Genomic DNA, 15,679 nt, shown 5'->3' on the forward strand with positions numbered 1-15,679 from the left:
CGGCGTGCAGGGATCAGCGCCCTCTATACGGACATTGTTGGGTGCTTTCCGCCGCCGGCCTACATCCCCATCAGGTCGGGCAAGAAGTTGCTCAGGGCGGGCACAAAGGTGATGAGCATGAGGACAGCAATACCGGCGCCGAAGAACGGCCAGATGCCTTTGACAGCCTCTCCGAATGGAATCTTCGCGATGCCAGCGGCGACAAACAGGTCGATGCCAACCGGCGGCGTGACCAGGCCGAGAGCGAGGTTGACGGTCATGAAGACGCCGATTGTCGTCATGTCCATGCCCAGTTCCACGAGCACTGGGACGAATAGCGGGACGAACAAGTAGAACGCGCTTATCGCGTCTAGGAACATGCCGGCGATCAGCAGGACGACGTTGATGAGCAGAATGAGGATGATGGCGTTGTCGGTGATCGAGAGCAGCCCATCCGCGACGTTTTGGGCGATCCGGAACTTGGTGATTACGTAGGCGAAGAGTGTGGCGGTGGCGATGATGAACATTATGCGGGAGGACTGGATACCGGCCGTCGTGAATATCTTGTACATGTCCTTGAGCTTCAGCTCCCGCGACACGAACAGCCCGACAAAGAGTGCGTAGACAGCCGCGACGGCGGCCGATTCGGTAGGTGTGAATATGCCTCCGTAGATGCCGCCCAGGATGATGATCGGCATCAAGAGGCCGGGAATCGCACGGAACAGGGCGGTGCGGATGACCGGCCATGGAGCTCTCGTAGTACGGATTTCAATCATTGCCTCGTGAGGAAGGTCCTCCAGTGTCAGGACGGTGGAAGAACCCCGGGTTTCCTCTCTGGCGGCATCGTTTCCCTTGCCGCGGTTGCCGTAACTTCCATGGATGGATGGACCGGAACCGGGCATGGCGTCTGCCGACCCTCCGGAGGTTGCCGGAGCAACAAACCCTCGGCCGCCCACGTGCGGAACCCGGCCCATGGCCTTATCGACGTGCGCCTTGGCACTCTTCTTGGCCTGCGCCATTTCACGGGGTAGGAACCGGGCGACGAGATAAAATGCGATGGCAAGCAGGATGCCGGGAATGATGCCGGCCATGAAAAGGCGGCCGATGGAGATGCGTTCGTAGTCGCTTGCCACTACCGCGAAAACGATAAATGCGATGCTGGGCGGAAGGACGATGCCCATCTCGCCGGCACTGGCAACGAGTGCGGCAGCGTGTCGTTTCCTGTAGCCGTGCTTTGCAAGGGCGGGAATGAGGATTCCGCCAAGGGCGGCGACGGTAGCTGGACCCGATCCGGAGATGGACGAGAAAACCAGGGCGGCAAGGATCGTCGTAAGTGCGATGCCGCTCTTACGGTGGCCCACGCACGCATCGGCTAGTTCTATCAGTCGTGCTGAGATTCCTGTTAGTTCCATGATTACGCCAGCCAGGATGAAGAACGGGATGGCCAGCAGCGTCTCGGACGACATGGATGCATACATGATGCCAGTGGTCGGGAATAAGGCAGTGGCGCCCTGCATGTAGATGATGGTTGCTGCGGCGGAGATCCCCATGGAGAAGGCGACTGGCACTCCGATGAACAACAGGAGCAGGAAAGAGCCGAACAATACGAGTTCAAGCATGGTACTAACCTCCCGGGAGGAGCTCGGTGGCCTCGGCCAACGGCTTCGGGTGTCGGATACGGTTGACGGTCAGCTGAACTGAACGAAGAATCCCGAAGGCTGCACCAAGTGGCAAGGCCGCGGACAGGACCCATTGGGGAATGCGGAGCCCAGCTGTTGCGCGGCCGCTTTCCAACTGACTGGTGACCATGTCCATGCCCAACCAGAGCAGAAGGACCATGAACCCGGTCAGGGCGATGCCGATCACGACAGTCACTACGATTCGGAGGTGACCACTGGCTGCATCGCTCAGGAGCGAGAAATTGGGATGCGCGTTAGCTCTAATGGCTGCAGAAGTGCCGATCATGATGAGGTAAACGGCTAGACCGATGACGATCTCCGTACTCCATGACAACGAGGCATGAAGGGCATACCTGCTTACCACGTTGATGAACGCAAGCATCGTCAAAAGGAAGAATGCTGAGGCGATGCTCACGTCCTCAACGATCGAAAGTGCCTTGTCAAAAACCATTGTTCTGCTCCCGCTAGGCTTCGGGTTACTTGGGCTGGACCGCGGAAACGAGCGCTTCCGTCCGAATCGGTTCGAATTTGTCATGCACGGGACTTACGGCTTCGCGGAACGCCTTTATTTGCGATTCGTCGAGTTCGGCGACGTTCATGGAACCCTTCATCGCCTCCAACTGCTCGGTTTCACGCTTGCGGTTCTCTGCGATCTGCACCTTGTTGGCTTCAGCGGCCGCCTTCTCCACAAGGGCTTTGTCCTCGTCACTCAGGGAGTCATAGAGGTCCTTGTTCATTCCGAGCATCAGAGGGTCGTAGACGTAGTTCCAGACCGTCAGGTGTTCTTGAACCTCAGCGAGACCGTTCGAGTAGATGACGTCGTAAGGGTTCTCCTGGCCATCAATCGTTCCGTTCTGCAATGAAGTAAAGACCTCACTGAAATCCATGGTGATCGGATCGGCGCCGAGGGCAGTGTAGAGGTCGAGGAATAGGCTGGACCCGGGGACTCGAAGCTTCATGTTCGCCAGATCGGACGGCTTGGTGATCGGGTGGACATTATTAGTTACCTGCCGGAAGCCCGACTCTCCAAAGCCCAGCAACTCGACGTTCGACTCATGAGCCAATTCTTTGTAAGCGTCGAGTGCCCCGCCGTTGATCGCCGCTTCTGCCTCGGCGTAGTCCTTGTAAAGGAACGGGGCGTTGATGGCTCCGTACCTCGGGTCGATGCCGGACCACGTGATCGTGGAGTTGTAAGAGAAGGCCTTGTCGCCGTTCATCAGCTGTTCGATGCCGGCAGCGGCGTCTCCGCCGGAAAGCTGTTCATTAGCGAAAATATTAACTTGAATGCGCCCGTCCGATTCTTCGTCGAGGACTTCCGCGAACTTCTCGGCGCCCAGGTACCAAGTCGTGCCGTCGCCAACCGTGACGGTGAAGTCCCAGTTATAGGATTCGGCACCGCCGCTATCGCTGGCGTTCGCAGAACACCCGGCCAATCCCAAAGTCAGTACTACGGCAGCAGTAGAGGTCTTAAGGAACTTCATGTCTTCTCCTTGAGGTGCGAGGCGATGTTCGACGGGATCCGCCATCAAACGTGTCAAGTATCACCAAAACAGGATGTGGTATTACCAAAGGAATGTAAAGCAATTTTCAGTGTTACGAGTCACATTTTTTATATTTGGCTTTGCTCATCCATATCTGATATGCGCCAAGGGCCGGCGGCTTTCGGCCTCCTGCCAGGCTCGTCCAGTAGACGCCGCCGCTCCGCCCAAATGGCGGGATGAGGGGATGGCTCCTGCCCTAGCCGTCTTCCCGACTTCGGTGGCCACCGATGAAGCTCCATCTGCCCGGATGGCGTGACGTCCCGCAACCGGAAAAGTCGTTGCGATAGAGCGGGCGTGGTGGTTTGGCTAGGAGCACATGGCAAGTTCTGGGTAACTTCAAGGCGGCGGAGCCATTGACATTTTCCATTTGGTACTACCATCCTTGATATAGGACGTACCAAGAAAGGATCATATTGTGGATATCATTGTGGGCCAGGAACTTCTGGGAGCTGAAAGTGAAGCTGATCTCAGCGAATGGCTCGTCGAAGAAGGCAGCGAGGTTGCTGAAGGCCAGGCCATCGCCGAACTTGAAACATCCAAGGTCCAGGTTGAAGTAGTGTCACCCGCCAGCGGAACCCTTACATATATTGCAGCTGAGGGTGACGTCGTGGAACCAGAAACGATTATCGCGAGGGTGAACTGATCGTGACTATTGAAACGGATGTATTCAACAAATTCGATCTGGGCACCGACGGACCTTCAGCTCTGGAGCTGATGAGTACCATCCGCGAGTTCGAATCCCGCCTTCCGGGGTATTCGGAGGCGGGGCTGATACGCGGTTCCACTCATCCATCGGTCGGCATGGAAGCCGTCGCCGTGGGTGTATCCAGAGCCCTACGAGACTCCGATAGTGTTGCCAGCAACCACCGGGGCCATGCGCACTGCCTGGCTAAGGGCGCTGATCCGGGAAGAACGCTGGCCGAGATCCTCGGACGTCGCGACGGATACTGCGGCGGCAAGGGCGGCTCCATGCATATTGGTGTCAAAGAGCTCGGAATACTGGGAACCAACGGCATCGTCGGCGCCGGGATCGGCCTCGCGACCGGTGCTGCGCTGGCAGCCCAAGCACAAGGCGCAGACAACGTGGCCGTCGCGTACTTCGGGGACGGCGCCACCAATCAGGGCGTGTTGAGCGAGGCCTTCAATCTTGCGGCAATCTGGAATCTTCCGGTGGTGTTCGTGTGCGAAAACAACCATTTCGCGCAGTCCGCCACGTTGGAGGAAATGGTGGCACAGCCTGATCTCCATCGACGTGGCGAAGCGTACGGGCTGCCCTCTGTCGATGTGGACGGAATGGACGTGGAAGCTGTCAGCAACGCTGCTGCCGAAGCTGTCCATAGGGCCAGGTCGGGGTTGGGGCCGACGTTTATCGTCGCGGACACCTACCGGTATCTGGGCCACATGGCCGGCGACACAGAAATCTACAGGACAGTCGACCAGGTGGAGCAGTGGAAGGGCCGTGACCCGATCAACCGGCTGGCCGAAAAACTTCTCACATCAAACGTTCTGGACCAGGCTCAACTCGACGCGATTGCTGCGACCGCGGTTTCAGCAGTGGACGGGGCCGAGTCATTTGCCAAATCCTCACCTTACCCCGACGTATCGTCAGCTTTCACTCAAGTCAGCGAGGACATCCGATGAACAAGCCAGCTCAGCAGTTGACAATCTGGCGGGCACTGAACGCTGCACTGCATGATGAATTCACCGAGGACCCATCGACGATCATCATGGGTGAGGATCTCACCACTTGGGGTACGGGCGGAGGCATATACGGGGTGACGCGTAAAATGGCGGATACCTTTGGCAAAGAACGCGTCCGTGACACCCCGATCAGCGAAGAAGTGTTGATCTCTGCCGGAGCGGGTGCGGCTATGGCCGGCACCAGGACCGTCGTGGAAATCATGTACTCCGATTTCATGCTTCTGGGAGCGGATGGACTGATCAATCAGGCAGCCAAATCCCGCTACATGTTCGGCGGGCAATTTGCCACACCGTTGGTGGTGCGTAGCAACGGCGGCTCCGGCATTGGCAAAGCAGCACAGCACTCGCAGTCGTTGGAAACTCTCTACGCCCATATCCCGGGACTTGAGGTCGTCGTCCCGGGCACCGCCAATGACGCGTATGGCCTGCTGCGCAGTGCCATCAAGAGCAACAACCCTACAATTTTCCTAGAGCACAAGGCCCTTTACTACGACAAAGGTGCCGTGACCAAGGAACTGATTCCGTTGGGCCAGGCGCGAGTGGCGCGGGAGGGGAAAGACCTCACCATCGTGGCTACCCAGTTGATGACGAAGAGGGCCCTCGAAGCGGCGGACATGCTGGCAGAACAGGGCGTGGACGTAGAAATTATTGATCCGCGGACTCTTTATCCCTTTGACATGGAAACAGTCTTTGCATCTGTCCGCAAAACTCGGCACATGTTGGTCGTTCATGAAGCAGTCCGAGACTTCGGATGGGGCGCGGAGTTCATCAGCAACACCGTGCAGGAATGCTGGGGGGAACTCGACGCTGCCCCGAGGCGGCTCGGGGCAGCACGAGCCCCCATCCCTTACTCCGAAGAGTTGGAAAGTGCCGTAGTGCCCTCGGCCCAAGAGATCATTGCAGAGTCACTGGCCGCCGTTGGACACCGCAAACGGCTGCTGGTATGACGGACTAATCAGTGCGACCAGGGCCGAGACTGTGCGCCGTTGACCATCCGCCGACGCACAGTCTCGACCCTGCATGTCCCGCGAGAGCACCCGGCGCCCCTCGTGCTTCCTCGCGCTGCGGGAACCCTCCCGCGGCTTCCAACATGACAGTCGCATCAACAGACGCCGGACCATGGACAGGCAGCATCAGGAGAGCTGGAAAATGCAGAGCACAAAGAACACAGCTACGTAGATCGTCAGAGTCCGGGGCGCCCGCAAGATTACTGCATAGCGCATACGCGCTTCACTTCAGGAAACAGCTCAGGTCGCCCTGACCCGATACGCCGACGCTACCAACCTGGTCGCCCTTCGGAGAGAACTGAAAGGCCGGGTCCGGGGCAGCGCTGATCATGTTTGCCCCTCCGTCAATGACATCATCATGTTTTGTACCGCGCGCGTTCGAGAGGACCATCCGGAGATCAACGCTCTGTTCACACCGGAGGGCATAGAAAGACACGCCGCTGTAACCTCGGATTCGCAGTCGATTCAGGTAAATTTCTCCTTGTCCCTGTCATCCATGATGCCAACCGCTTTGACCTGGAGGAACTTGCCCAACGGAGCAAGCAGCTCATCGACTTGGCGAAGACCGGTAAAATCACTGCTAAACATATGGTTGGCGGAACCTTCACCGTCTCATACCTCGGAGGTCTGCATCCATTGGTTTACCCAGTGCTGAACGCCCCCGAGGTCGAAATCTCAGCGTCGGCACCATCATACTGCCTTCCCCGGCAGCCTTCCGCAGACTCCCATGTCGCTGACCTTTGACCATCAGGCCCTCGACAGGGCAGCAGCAGCAGTTCTCCGTGATTGCTTCGGCGATTGAAGGCGTACTTTCACTTTCCGCCGCCTAAACTCACAATTACCCGTTATCAGTTGGTCCCCGCTGTACGGAAAAATCAACTCCGGCCCTTGTCCGTGGTGACCAGGCCAAGGCGGCGAAGCGTGGCTGAAGCAACGAAATGCATGGGCAACTTTTCCACAACCTGATCTTTATGGCCGGCTGCCCCCATCGTTATCGGCCTCGACTCCCCAGCGATACACCAAACGCTGGCCGCTGCTCCGAGATGAACAGGAGCATTTGCAGGGTACTATTCATGAATCCGGTCATCTACGGAGTCGCTCTGGTCCTGGTCGTCAGTCAGCGCCGCAAACTGGACCATGCCAAGGTCTACCACGACATTCCCGCCGCAGCAGCCTCGGGCGCCCTGTTCGCGATTGTTCTGAGCCTGCAAAATGCTGTCCATCGCCTGCGTCAGCGGAACCTGCATATAGGTGCCCCCATGGGATCGCGGCCATAACGAACCTCGCCTTGTTGCCCGCCACAACGGCTCTTTTCATAGTCCTGATGGCGCGTATGCCGACGTCAGCGACCGGCCTTCGCCCTGGCGCAAGCGGATAATAGCGACGGCAAGAGGGCCGCAGCATCCTCGTCTTGATCAACGCCTCAGCCATTCTCACCTTGCCGCTCGTAGCCCAAGTCTTCAGTGCAGATTCCTGCAGCTACAACTTGCGGTAAAGCACGGCCATCGGGCATGCCGCCCCCGGGATAAGTGCGCGTGGCTTGACCGTCGACCGCTAAGCGGGCGGTGTTGGGAAGTTTGGAGGTAGCGCTCGAGAAGTACCACCGGAGTCGCGGCCTTCCTGGCGGCCGGCGGACCCAACGGGGAAGAAGAATACGGCGTGCGCGTCTGAGGCCTGTCGGCAGTCCGCACTTGGATTGCTTCCTGGCAGAGGGGTCGCCCGCTCCATCGTGAACGCGAGTGCGGCTAGGCCGGGACTTCGACCGTACGTTCTGGTGCTTCACTTCTCAGGATCAACTGGTCGAGCCACAGGAAGTGCTCATCAATAGCCTTCATGGCCATCGCCGGGTCATGGGCTGAAACAGCCTCGGCGATGTCCCTGTGGACTACACGCAGGCGTTCCCTGTCGTCGGCCAAGGAGAGCTTTTGATGTGGAGCAAGAACGCCGTGGAGCACGTCGGCGAAGAAGATCAAGGCACGTGAACCTGACGCGGCAAAGAGTGCCCGGTGGAATGCAACGTCAGCTTCATGCAGCTCGTCGGAGTCGTCGCTCGCGTCCATGCGGTCCAGAGCAACAGCCATATGGGCCACCGCAATATGGTCAACCTTTTGAGCGGCCTCGTAAGCGGCCTGACGTTCCAAGGCACAGCGTACGGATCGAAGGGACGCCAAGCTCATCTTGGACGCCACAAGGCCCAGCAGGATCGATTCACTTACGGTTTCCGGGCGAAGGCCGCGCACAAATGTTCCCGCGCCGGTTCGCCGCTCGAGTACTCCCATGGATTCCAAACGTCCGAGCCGATCGCGCAACGCAGTACGACTCACTCCCAGCTCCTGGGCCTGCTCACGCTCGCTGGGGAGCTTCTCGCCAGGATTCATGGCGAGAACCTGTCGCGCAAGGACGCTCATTAGCTGGTCCTCAAAGAAATCCAAGCCTATGGTGTCGTCACTCATGATGTCAACGGTACTACCAAGTATGCAGATTGGCGACAATCTGATCGGTGCCCATTCTGCGTAGTGTTCCGGGCCGCATGCTCTGGAATGATTCAGTTGCGTGAGAATGCGCCCGGCCCGTGAAGTATGCGCTAGCTCAGCGGCGGATGCTGCCTGCGCCCTTTGCCTAAACGCGCTGCACTGGGAGAAGAACCGGCATTTCGTGGCCGTTGCCGTATTTCATACTGGAGCGGTTCCATGCCACTTCGCTGGACAGCAGGACGGTCATTTCAACCGTCACCAGTACCCGCGCGTCAAAGACATGACCGGCACGCAGACTCCCATCATCCTGCGCGAATGTCCCATGGAAATGACACACGGCCTCGCCGTGGGGTTCCCTGCCTAGGTGCCCTTGAAGGCTGGTGATCTCAATGGCACCGGTTTCCTCGACGATCTCGGTGTACCTCGGCACACCGTCGGCGTCCGGCTTAACTACGGAATAGCGAAGGAACTCAAGGCTGCCGACAGCGGACACCAGCGCGCCGCCGTCGGAATTATTGGCGTCCAGCACGCTGGAAAGCGTTTTGAGGAGGTCTTCGCCGGGTCCCAAGCGAAGACTCACCATGGTCGCATCTTTGCTGACGATCATTGCGTGTCTCCAGTTCATGTTGTCGCCGGCTCCTGATAAGTGAACCAACCGAGCAACGGTATGCGCATTAGTACAAGAGGTAGTACCAATATGAATAATGGCGGCTGCTTGGGATGTTCGTCAAGGTCCGGTAGTTGCGTTTATGCTCTTGATCACAATGTCCGCATGTGCGTGATTGCCGGAATCTTTTGTCATTTGCGCAGTTGTGGCATTTCGTGCAACCACTGGACAACAGCAGTCCAGCAGGCGGATGAGCGTTGACTGAAGACGCTTCACGTCACTCGTCTTCGCAGGATCCTGTCGATGAGATGCTGATAGGAAATACACCTGCAGTGGCATAAGTATTTGGCTTGACTAGTGTCGCACGGAGGGGATCGCGAAGGCGACAGCCAATCGACCGCGAGAGTGTGTGCTGGTGGTCGGCAATTCCAAACACCGCTGCGGTTCAAAGGGAGACCGCCACTGAACTGCTTCCCTTTCGTATGCGCGCAGGCTGTGGGGCGGGACCGCTCTTAACCCGCTCAGCGCCCACTGCGGCCCCCACACGGGTCCTTTTGGCCTTGGCTGCACCTTTTCCCAAGGTGACGTCGGCGCTGGATACGTTCCCTCGCTGCGTTCCGCAGCGGCGCGTCCACGGACCTGGGTTTCGTTTGGCACTAGTAGTTGCCAAGGATGCGGCGAAAAGCTTCCTGGCGCACTGCTGAGCCATGGTCGGCGGCCGATGCGCTTTCAGTTTTCAGGCCCTGGTCTTCGAGCCGGCTGCTGTCGTAGCCGGTGACCCGGTTTCAATCTTTGAATCCATCCTCTGCCAGGAGCTTGGCTTCGTGCATCTCCTTCGCCACTTTCACGAACGCGGGTTCCTTGAAGTGTGCGTCGTCGCCACCGTTGACGTTGGCGACTTTGCGCAGCTGGCCAATGTCGGGGCCATGGATGCCGTCCTTGCCGATGGGGAACATGCGTTCCTTTATCTCGGTGTCGGCAGATGGAACGGCTGTGGGGTTTTGGCGTTGTGGGCCCGTTGCAGGGCCTGGGCCAGTTCGGGGTTGGCTAGGTACTCAACAGGTATCTGGTGACGTTCCATTTCTGGGGCCAGTTTCTCTGCCTGGGCGCGGAGTTCTTCGGCACCAGCGGCTGCGAGCAGCTGCCTGGCCTTCGGGCGGGCCTGAAAACGTCATCAAGAAGCACAGCCCACAGCCGGACGAAGAGCCAGTCCCGGTCTCGGCCGAGCGGACCGCTAATCCCTGGATCAGGAAGTAAACAAGCAGCCACTCATGGAAGCTGACTTCGAATCTTTCGATACCGACGCTCCCGCGTCCAGTCCGAGCGAGAGCGGGCACGAAACCCGGGAAGGCACCGGAGCTCTTCTACGGCTCGGCCGAAGAATTCCCACACGAGCAGACGTTGCCGAACAACATCCGCAGCGTCACCGGGAAAACGGCCAAGTGGTGCATCGAGTGGTATTTCCACCCCGAGGCAGTCTCACGTGTTGCGGCCATGTGGCGTTCCTGGGAGCACCTGCGCCTCGATGCCGCCACCGGCATGAGCGTCTCATGAGCGTCTATGGCGGGACCATGCAGACCACCACATGAGAGTCTGGGCCTGACACAGACGTTACAGCTAAGTTCGAGGGCGCTGATTTAGCGCCAAGCATTGGCGCTGTGGCGCCGTCGAGGCGCAGGGGTTTCGAGACCGGTTGGGTGCGGTTAGCAGTAAGATGCAGCATGGAGATTCCAGAGCCTTTTGTTGAACCGACGCAGCGCCGGATCCGGGTCCGGCTGGGCGATGAATTGGTGGCCGACAGCAGCCGCGCGCAGTTGCTGGTGCAGTACGGTCCGGGCAGCCTGCCTACCTACTACTTACCGCGGGAAGACGTTGTTCTCGATGCGCTGACCGACGAAGTGCCGGCGGCCGGGGCTGGTAGCGGCGCAGGGAGCCGGTGGACCGTTCAGGCCGGGAGGAAGCGGGCCGAGGGAGCCGCCTGGTCATACGAGGAACCGACCGGGGACTTCGTTGCACTCGCTGGCCATGTCACCTTTTCCTGGCGGCAGTTGGAATGGTACGAGGAAGACGAACAAGTGTTCGTGCACGCCCGCGATCCCTACAAGCGCGTTGATACCTTGCACAGTTCACGGCGCGTGCAGGTGCTCATCGGTGGCGAAGAGATTGCCACCAGTATCCGGCCGCTCCTGCTCTTCGAGACGCATCTGCCGATCCGCTACTACCTGCCGTTCGAGGATGTGCGCACCGAATTGCTTGAGCCGAGCGCCAAAACCACCACCTGCCCCTACAAAGGCCGCGCCAGGTACTGGTCGGTCCGTGCGGGCGGCCAGCTTGAGCAGGACATTGTGTGGAGCTACGCCGAGCCGATCCGCGAGAATCCGAAGATCCGCGGGTTGCTCTGTTTCTATAACGAGCGCGTGGATCTGGTGGTCGACGGCGAACGGCTCGAGCGCCCAATCACGCCGTTTTCGTGACCTCGAGGTAGGCAGGCAAGTAGGCGCGGAGGTAGGCAGGGAGGCTGCAAGCAGGTGGGCGCGGACAGGCAGGCAAGCGGGTAATCCGGTTGGCGCAGGCAGGAAACGGCGAAGGTCCGGACCGCCGTAACGGTCCGGACCTTCGAAATGGCTAAGGGCTGGCAGCGAGGGACTGGAAGCCCTCTGATACCAGAGGGTTTAGCGTTCGATGTCGCCGCGGATGAAGGCTTCGACCTTGTCGCGGGCGATATCGTCGTTGTACTGCTCGGGCGGGGACTTCATGAAGTAGCTCGACGCCGACAGGATCGGACCGCCCACGCCGCGGTCCAGGGCGATCTTCGCCGCGCGCACGGCGTCGATGATCACGCCGGCGGAGTTCGGGGAATCCCAGACCTCGAGCTTGTATTCCAGCGACACCGGGGCGTCGCCGAAGTTGCGGCCCTCGAGCCGGACGAACGCCCACTTGCGGTCATCAAGCCAGGCCACGTAGTCGGACGGGCCGATGTGCACATCGTCCGCGTGGAGTTCGGCCTCGACGTTGGACGTCACGGCCTGGGTCTTGGAGATCTTCTTCGACTCCAGCCGGTCCCGCTCGAGCATGTTCTTGAAGTCCATGTTCCCGCCGACGTTCAGCTGGTACGTCCTATCCAGGGTCACGCCGCGGTCTTCGAACAGCTTCGCCATCACCCGGTGCGTGATGGTCGCGCCGATCTGGCTCTTGATGTCATCGCCGACAATCGGGACACCGGCGGCGGTGAACTTATCCGCCCACTCCTTGGTGCCTGCGATGAACACGGGCAGGGCGTTGACGAAGCCCACGCCGGCGTCGATCGCGCACTGAGCGTAGAACTTCGCCGCGGCCTCGGAACCGACCGGCAGGTAGCAGACCATGACATCGACCTTGGCCGCGCGCAGCTCCGCCACGATGTCCACGGGCTCGTCCGGCGCCTCGACGATGGTCTCGCGGTAGTACTTGCCCAGACCGTCCAGGGTGTGGCCGCGCTGCACCGTCACGCCAGTGGCCGGGACATCGGCGATCTTGATCGTGTTGTTCTCGCTGGCACCGATGGCGTCCGCCAGATCCAGCCCGACCTTCTTGCTGTCCACATCAAACGCGGCAACGAACTCGACGTCGTTCACGTGGTACTTGCCGAACTGCACATGCATCAGGCCGGGAATGGTCGAATCCGGATCCGCGTCCCGGTAGTACTGGACGCCCTGCACCAGCGAGGCCGCACAGTTACCAACGCCAACGATCGCGACCCTGATGGGGTTCTCTGCCACGGTTCTCCTTCAAAAAATACAAATCTGTTAGCCGCCACGCCGAGGGCGGGCAACTTGCCTATTCTACTTTGTTACTCAACCATTAGCCGCGACGTAACATTCCTGTGATGGGCCGCGAGTTTTAGGCCGGTCGCTGATCGGCCCGATTCGGGATCAGCCAACGCTGGGTCAGTTGCTCGCTCCGGTTTTATCATGCGGCATGCCCACGGCCTTGGACTCCGGCGAAGCGCGCTGGCGCAGGTAGACCGCGAGGATCACCATGGACCATACTGCCAGGAACTCGGATTGCCAGTTCTGCAGGGTGCGGTTCCAGAACTCGGGCGAGCCCAAATATTCGGTCCAGGTGCCGGGATCCTGGAGATTGGCCAGTTGGCTCTCCGCGAAGGCGCTGAAGCCGGCAACCGATTGGACCAGCCAGGAAGCCACAAAGATCGAGCCCATCACCAAACCCAGCGAATTGGAGAACACCGCGGTCCGCCAGCCGCCGGTCTTGGCCCACTTTGGCGAGTCGGGCTTGGCGAACTGGCCCACCAGCTGCTCCTTATCCGACTGCTGCCCGCGCTTTTCAATCTCCTTGGATTCCGGCGAGCCCTTCTGTACCAGCCAGACTGCCAGCACAATGAGCAGCGTGAACTGCAGGTACTCGGACTGCCAGTTCTCCGCCACATCCACCACAAAACTGGAGGACGTGACGTACTGCAGGAGCCCGATCTCGTCCAGCTTCGAGGACACCTGCTGCTCGTTGTAGTAGGCCAGCCCCGAGAACGCCTGCCCGACCAGCGAAAACAGGAACAGCAGGCCGAAGCCGATGCTCAGTCCGTTGGTGATGAAGGGATTGTGCTTCATCGAGCCATCACGCCGATCACAAACATGTACAGCAGGCCCGCGGCGATGACGCCGAGGCAGAGCCAGAATGCCCAGCGCATATCAGTTCCCCTCCACTTCGCAGTCGTACGGCCGTTCGCCTTGCCGCGTGCAGCCGGCCGCGGTGACTTTCCAGGTGTCGCCGGAGCGGGTCAGGAAAACCGTGTCCTGGTCCATCAGTACCTGGGCATTGGTGCCGTAGGCCTTGCTCTCGGTGACCTCGGACGCGCCGGGAATGACCAGCTGCAGCAGTTCATCCGCGCAGGCGCCCGGGGCGCCGTCTTCCAGCTCCTCCACGGCCGACGGGGCGAGGAGGTTGCAGGCCGTTGCGCCATCACCGGCGGCAACGGCCGAGTGGAACTCCTGCGCCGTCGTCGTTGCCTCTTCAGTGCCCGGGTTCAGGCTCGTGCAGCCGGTCAGGGCCAAAACTCCAAGAACGACGGCGGCACCCACCACGGGTGCGCGAGTGCAGGATCTGCGGGGGACCATCTCCTAAGCCTCCTTACGGTTTCTGAGCTCACCGTACCAAGACTTAGGACTGATGAGGCAAAGCGGTCCACCCCTCCGGACGGTTAATGTCTTCGGAGGACCGTTTCTGCCATGGCCAACGCCCCGTGATTTCCAGTTCCAGCGAGAAACTGAGGAAAGTCCGGATCAGGACAATGATGGCGAGCACTCCTACGGATTGAAAGGTAGGGCTGACGGCTACGGTGCGGATGATGTCTGCAGCTACCAGCAGTTCGAGACCCAGCAGAATGGAGCGTCCCAGTCGGCGCCGGTAGGTTTCATAAACTGTGTGCCGCGCGCCACGGAACCAGTCCGCCGCTGCCAGCCCCGTGGAAACCGCCGCTCCCAGAACGATGGCGACCACACCCGCGGCGTCCACCGCCTTTCCGGCGGTCTCCATAACCTGCTGGAATTCCATGCTCGCTCCTTCGCGTCAGCTCACCAGGTCGCGCAGAGAGCGTTCGGCGGCGCGGTAGGTGTTGGCGTCGATCGTTTCGCCGTTCATAAACCTGTCAATGACGCGCGGGTCCACGTAGGACTTGCGGGCAATGGTGGCGGTGTTGCCCAGGTGCTCGGCGACCTCGCGCATGGCTGCGGCCACGGCTTTCTTCCGGGCGGTGGGGCTGCTGCGCTCCGGAGGGTGGGCGGCCAGCGCGATGGCGGCTGCCACGGTGCCCTGCCAGGTCCGGAAGTCCTTGGCGGTGAAGTCCTCCCCGCATTGTTCGCGGATGAAATCGTTCAGGCCCGCGCTGCTGATGGGCGTGAATTCGCCGTCGTCGTTGAGGTAGCCCAGGACCTGCTCGTCCGGTCCGCGGTTTTTGAGCAGGGGTTTCAGAGCCTCGGCCAGGTCCGGATCCTCGATGCTGCCGGTCCACTGCTGGCCGCTCTTCGCGGGAAAGTCCAGTTCGACAACGGATCCGCGGACCCGCAGATGCCGGATCTGGATGGTTGTCACGCCGAAGGAGCCGTTGGTCTGCGCATACTCCTCGTTGCCGATCCGCAGCCCCGCAGCCTCGATCAGGCGGAAGGCGGCAGCGTAGGCACGCTGTTCCGTGGGACCTTCCGAGCGCAGGATTCGGGTGATGCCGGGGCGCGTCTTGGGCAGCGCTTCGCCGAAGTCCAGTGCGCGGTCGAACTTCTCGCGGTCCTTCAGCTCCCGCCAGCGGGGATGGTAGATGTATTGGCGCCGGCCGGCGTCGTCAATACCCGTTGCCTGGATGTGGCCGTTGGCGACAGGGCTGATCCAGACGTCGCGCCAAGCGGGCGGGATGGCGAGCTGGTTGATTCGCTCCACTGTTTCCACATCCGTGATCTTGGTGCCGTCCGCCGTCCGGTAACTGAAGCCTTTGCCATACCGGCGGCGGCCGATCCCCGGGCCGTTGCAGTTGATGCGCCTCAGCCGGGGCTTGCGGGCAGGTTTCTGCTGCTGAAGCGTCACTGCGGCTCCTTTCTGGTCGGCACTGCTGGCGGCCTGAAACCGCTTCTCCACCATAGTATTCAGCTTGCTTACTAATTTTAGTAGGGTGGGCCAAAGAGCCCTGAAACGGCAGGGCTGCAACTTC

General features: G+C 60.2%; 17 protein-coding genes and 1 pseudogene. 7 read left to right on the forward strand and 11 right to left on the reverse strand.

The window, feature by feature from the left end:
• Positions 1-59: 59 nt before the first annotated feature.
• Genes B0G38_RS01920 through B0G38_RS01930 form a run of 3 tightly spaced genes read right to left on the reverse strand, consistent with a single transcriptional unit; the run spans position 60 to position 3,196 of the window.
• On the reverse strand, positions 60-1,598 hold the full coding sequence (locus B0G38_RS01920) for a TRAP transporter large permease (protein ID WP_264667863.1): 1,539 nt from the start codon (positions 1,596-1,598) through the stop codon (positions 60-62).
• A 4-nt stretch (positions 1,599-1,602) separates the two neighbouring features.
• Positions 1,603-2,109: a TRAP transporter small permease gene (locus B0G38_RS01925; protein ID WP_264667864.1), complete on the reverse strand. Its 507-nt coding sequence runs from the start codon at positions 2,107-2,109 to the stop codon at positions 1,603-1,605.
• 25 nt (positions 2,110-2,134) lie between these two features.
• Entirely contained in the window at positions 2,135-3,196 is a 1,062-nt protein-coding gene (locus tag B0G38_RS01930) for a DctP family TRAP transporter solute-binding subunit (RefSeq protein WP_264667865.1), read from the reverse strand.
• 418 nt (positions 3,197-3,614) lie between these two features.
• Between B0G38_RS01930 and B0G38_RS01935 the strand changes: the two genes are divergently transcribed.
• From B0G38_RS01935 to B0G38_RS01955, 5 genes and pseudogenes are all read left to right on the forward strand, one after another.
• Positions 3,615-3,842, forward strand: coding sequence for a lipoyl domain-containing protein (locus B0G38_RS01935; RefSeq protein WP_264667866.1), 228 nt, complete (start codon positions 3,615-3,617; stop codon positions 3,840-3,842).
• Between the two features lie 2 nt (positions 3,843-3,844).
• Positions 3,845-4,840, forward strand: a complete 996-nt coding sequence (locus B0G38_RS01940; protein WP_264667867.1) for a thiamine pyrophosphate-dependent dehydrogenase E1 component subunit alpha — start codon at positions 3,845-3,847, stop codon at positions 4,838-4,840.
• The gene (locus B0G38_RS01945) at positions 4,837-5,847 is read left to right on the forward strand and encodes an alpha-ketoacid dehydrogenase subunit beta (protein ID WP_264667868.1); all 1,011 of its coding nucleotides are present in this window, start codon (positions 4,837-4,839) and stop codon (positions 5,845-5,847) included. The genes B0G38_RS01940 and B0G38_RS01945 overlap by 4 nt, the downstream gene beginning before the upstream one ends.
• Before the next feature lie 310 nt (positions 5,848-6,157).
• A pseudogene (locus B0G38_RS23280) lies at positions 6,158-6,651 on the forward strand (2-oxo acid dehydrogenase subunit E2).
• A 329-nt stretch (positions 6,652-6,980) separates the two neighbouring features.
• Positions 6,981-7,184, forward strand: coding sequence for a hypothetical protein (locus tag B0G38_RS01955; RefSeq protein ID WP_264667870.1), 204 nt, complete (start codon positions 6,981-6,983; stop codon positions 7,182-7,184).
• A 468-nt stretch (positions 7,185-7,652) separates the two neighbouring features.
• Here B0G38_RS01955 and B0G38_RS01960 read toward each other — a convergent pair whose 3' ends face one another.
• The 3 genes from B0G38_RS01960 to B0G38_RS01970 form a co-directional block, all read right to left on the reverse strand.
• Positions 7,653-8,360, reverse strand: a complete 708-nt coding sequence (locus B0G38_RS01960; protein WP_264667871.1) for a FadR/GntR family transcriptional regulator — start codon at positions 8,358-8,360, stop codon at positions 7,653-7,655.
• A 166-nt stretch (positions 8,361-8,526) separates the two neighbouring features.
• Complete coding sequence (locus B0G38_RS01965; protein WP_264667872.1) at positions 8,527-8,988, reverse strand: PCC domain-containing protein; 462 nt, start codon at positions 8,986-8,988, stop codon at positions 8,527-8,529.
• A gap of 785 nt (positions 8,989-9,773) precedes the next feature.
• Complete coding sequence (locus B0G38_RS01970) at positions 9,774-9,944, reverse strand: hypothetical protein (RefSeq protein WP_264667873.1); 171 nt, start codon at positions 9,942-9,944, stop codon at positions 9,774-9,776.
• Between the two features lie 445 nt (positions 9,945-10,389).
• Between B0G38_RS01970 and B0G38_RS01975 the strand changes: the two genes are divergently transcribed.
• Both B0G38_RS01975 and B0G38_RS01980 read left to right on the forward strand, forming a co-directional pair.
• Positions 10,390-10,542, forward strand: a complete 153-nt coding sequence (locus tag B0G38_RS01975; protein ID WP_264667874.1) for a DUF4913 domain-containing protein — start codon at positions 10,390-10,392, stop codon at positions 10,540-10,542.
• Between the two features lie 167 nt (positions 10,543-10,709).
• Positions 10,710-11,462, forward strand: a complete 753-nt coding sequence (locus B0G38_RS01980) for a DUF427 domain-containing protein (protein ID WP_264667875.1) — start codon at positions 10,710-10,712, stop codon at positions 11,460-11,462.
• Between the two features lie 198 nt (positions 11,463-11,660).
• Here the strand turns inward: B0G38_RS01980 and B0G38_RS01985 are convergent, their stop codons facing one another.
• The 5 genes from B0G38_RS01985 to B0G38_RS02005 all read right to left on the reverse strand — a co-directional run bounded on the left by B0G38_RS01985 (position 11,661) and on the right by B0G38_RS02005 (position 15,555).
• Entirely contained in the window at positions 11,661-12,746 is a 1,086-nt protein-coding gene (locus tag B0G38_RS01985) for an inositol-3-phosphate synthase (protein WP_074701332.1), read from the reverse strand.
• Positions 12,747-12,914: 168 nt separating this feature from the next.
• Positions 12,915-13,592 (reverse strand): DUF6766 family protein, encoded by a 678-nt coding sequence (locus tag B0G38_RS01990; RefSeq protein ID WP_264667876.1) that lies wholly within the window; start codon positions 13,590-13,592, stop codon positions 12,915-12,917.
• Positions 13,593-13,673: 81 nt separating this feature from the next.
• Positions 13,674-14,099, reverse strand: coding sequence for a hypothetical protein (locus tag B0G38_RS01995; protein ID WP_264667877.1), 426 nt, complete (start codon positions 14,097-14,099; stop codon positions 13,674-13,676).
• Positions 14,100-14,142: 43 nt separating this feature from the next.
• Positions 14,143-14,535 carry a DUF1622 domain-containing protein gene (locus B0G38_RS02000; protein ID WP_264667878.1) on the reverse strand — a complete coding sequence of 131 codons (393 nt, stop codon included), beginning with the start codon at positions 14,533-14,535 and terminating at the stop codon, positions 14,143-14,145.
• A gap of 15 nt (positions 14,536-14,550) precedes the next feature.
• Positions 14,551-15,555 carry a DNA topoisomerase IB gene (locus B0G38_RS02005; RefSeq protein ID WP_264667879.1) on the reverse strand — a complete coding sequence of 335 codons (1,005 nt, stop codon included), beginning with the start codon at positions 15,553-15,555 and terminating at the stop codon, positions 14,551-14,553.
• Positions 15,556-15,679 lie beyond the last annotated feature (124 nt).

Origin of the sequence: Crystallibacter permensis, from assembly GCF_025960875.1 — a bacterium.
In the GTDB taxonomy this organism is placed as follows: domain Bacteria; phylum Actinomycetota; class Actinomycetes; order Actinomycetales; family Micrococcaceae; genus Crystallibacter; species Crystallibacter permensis.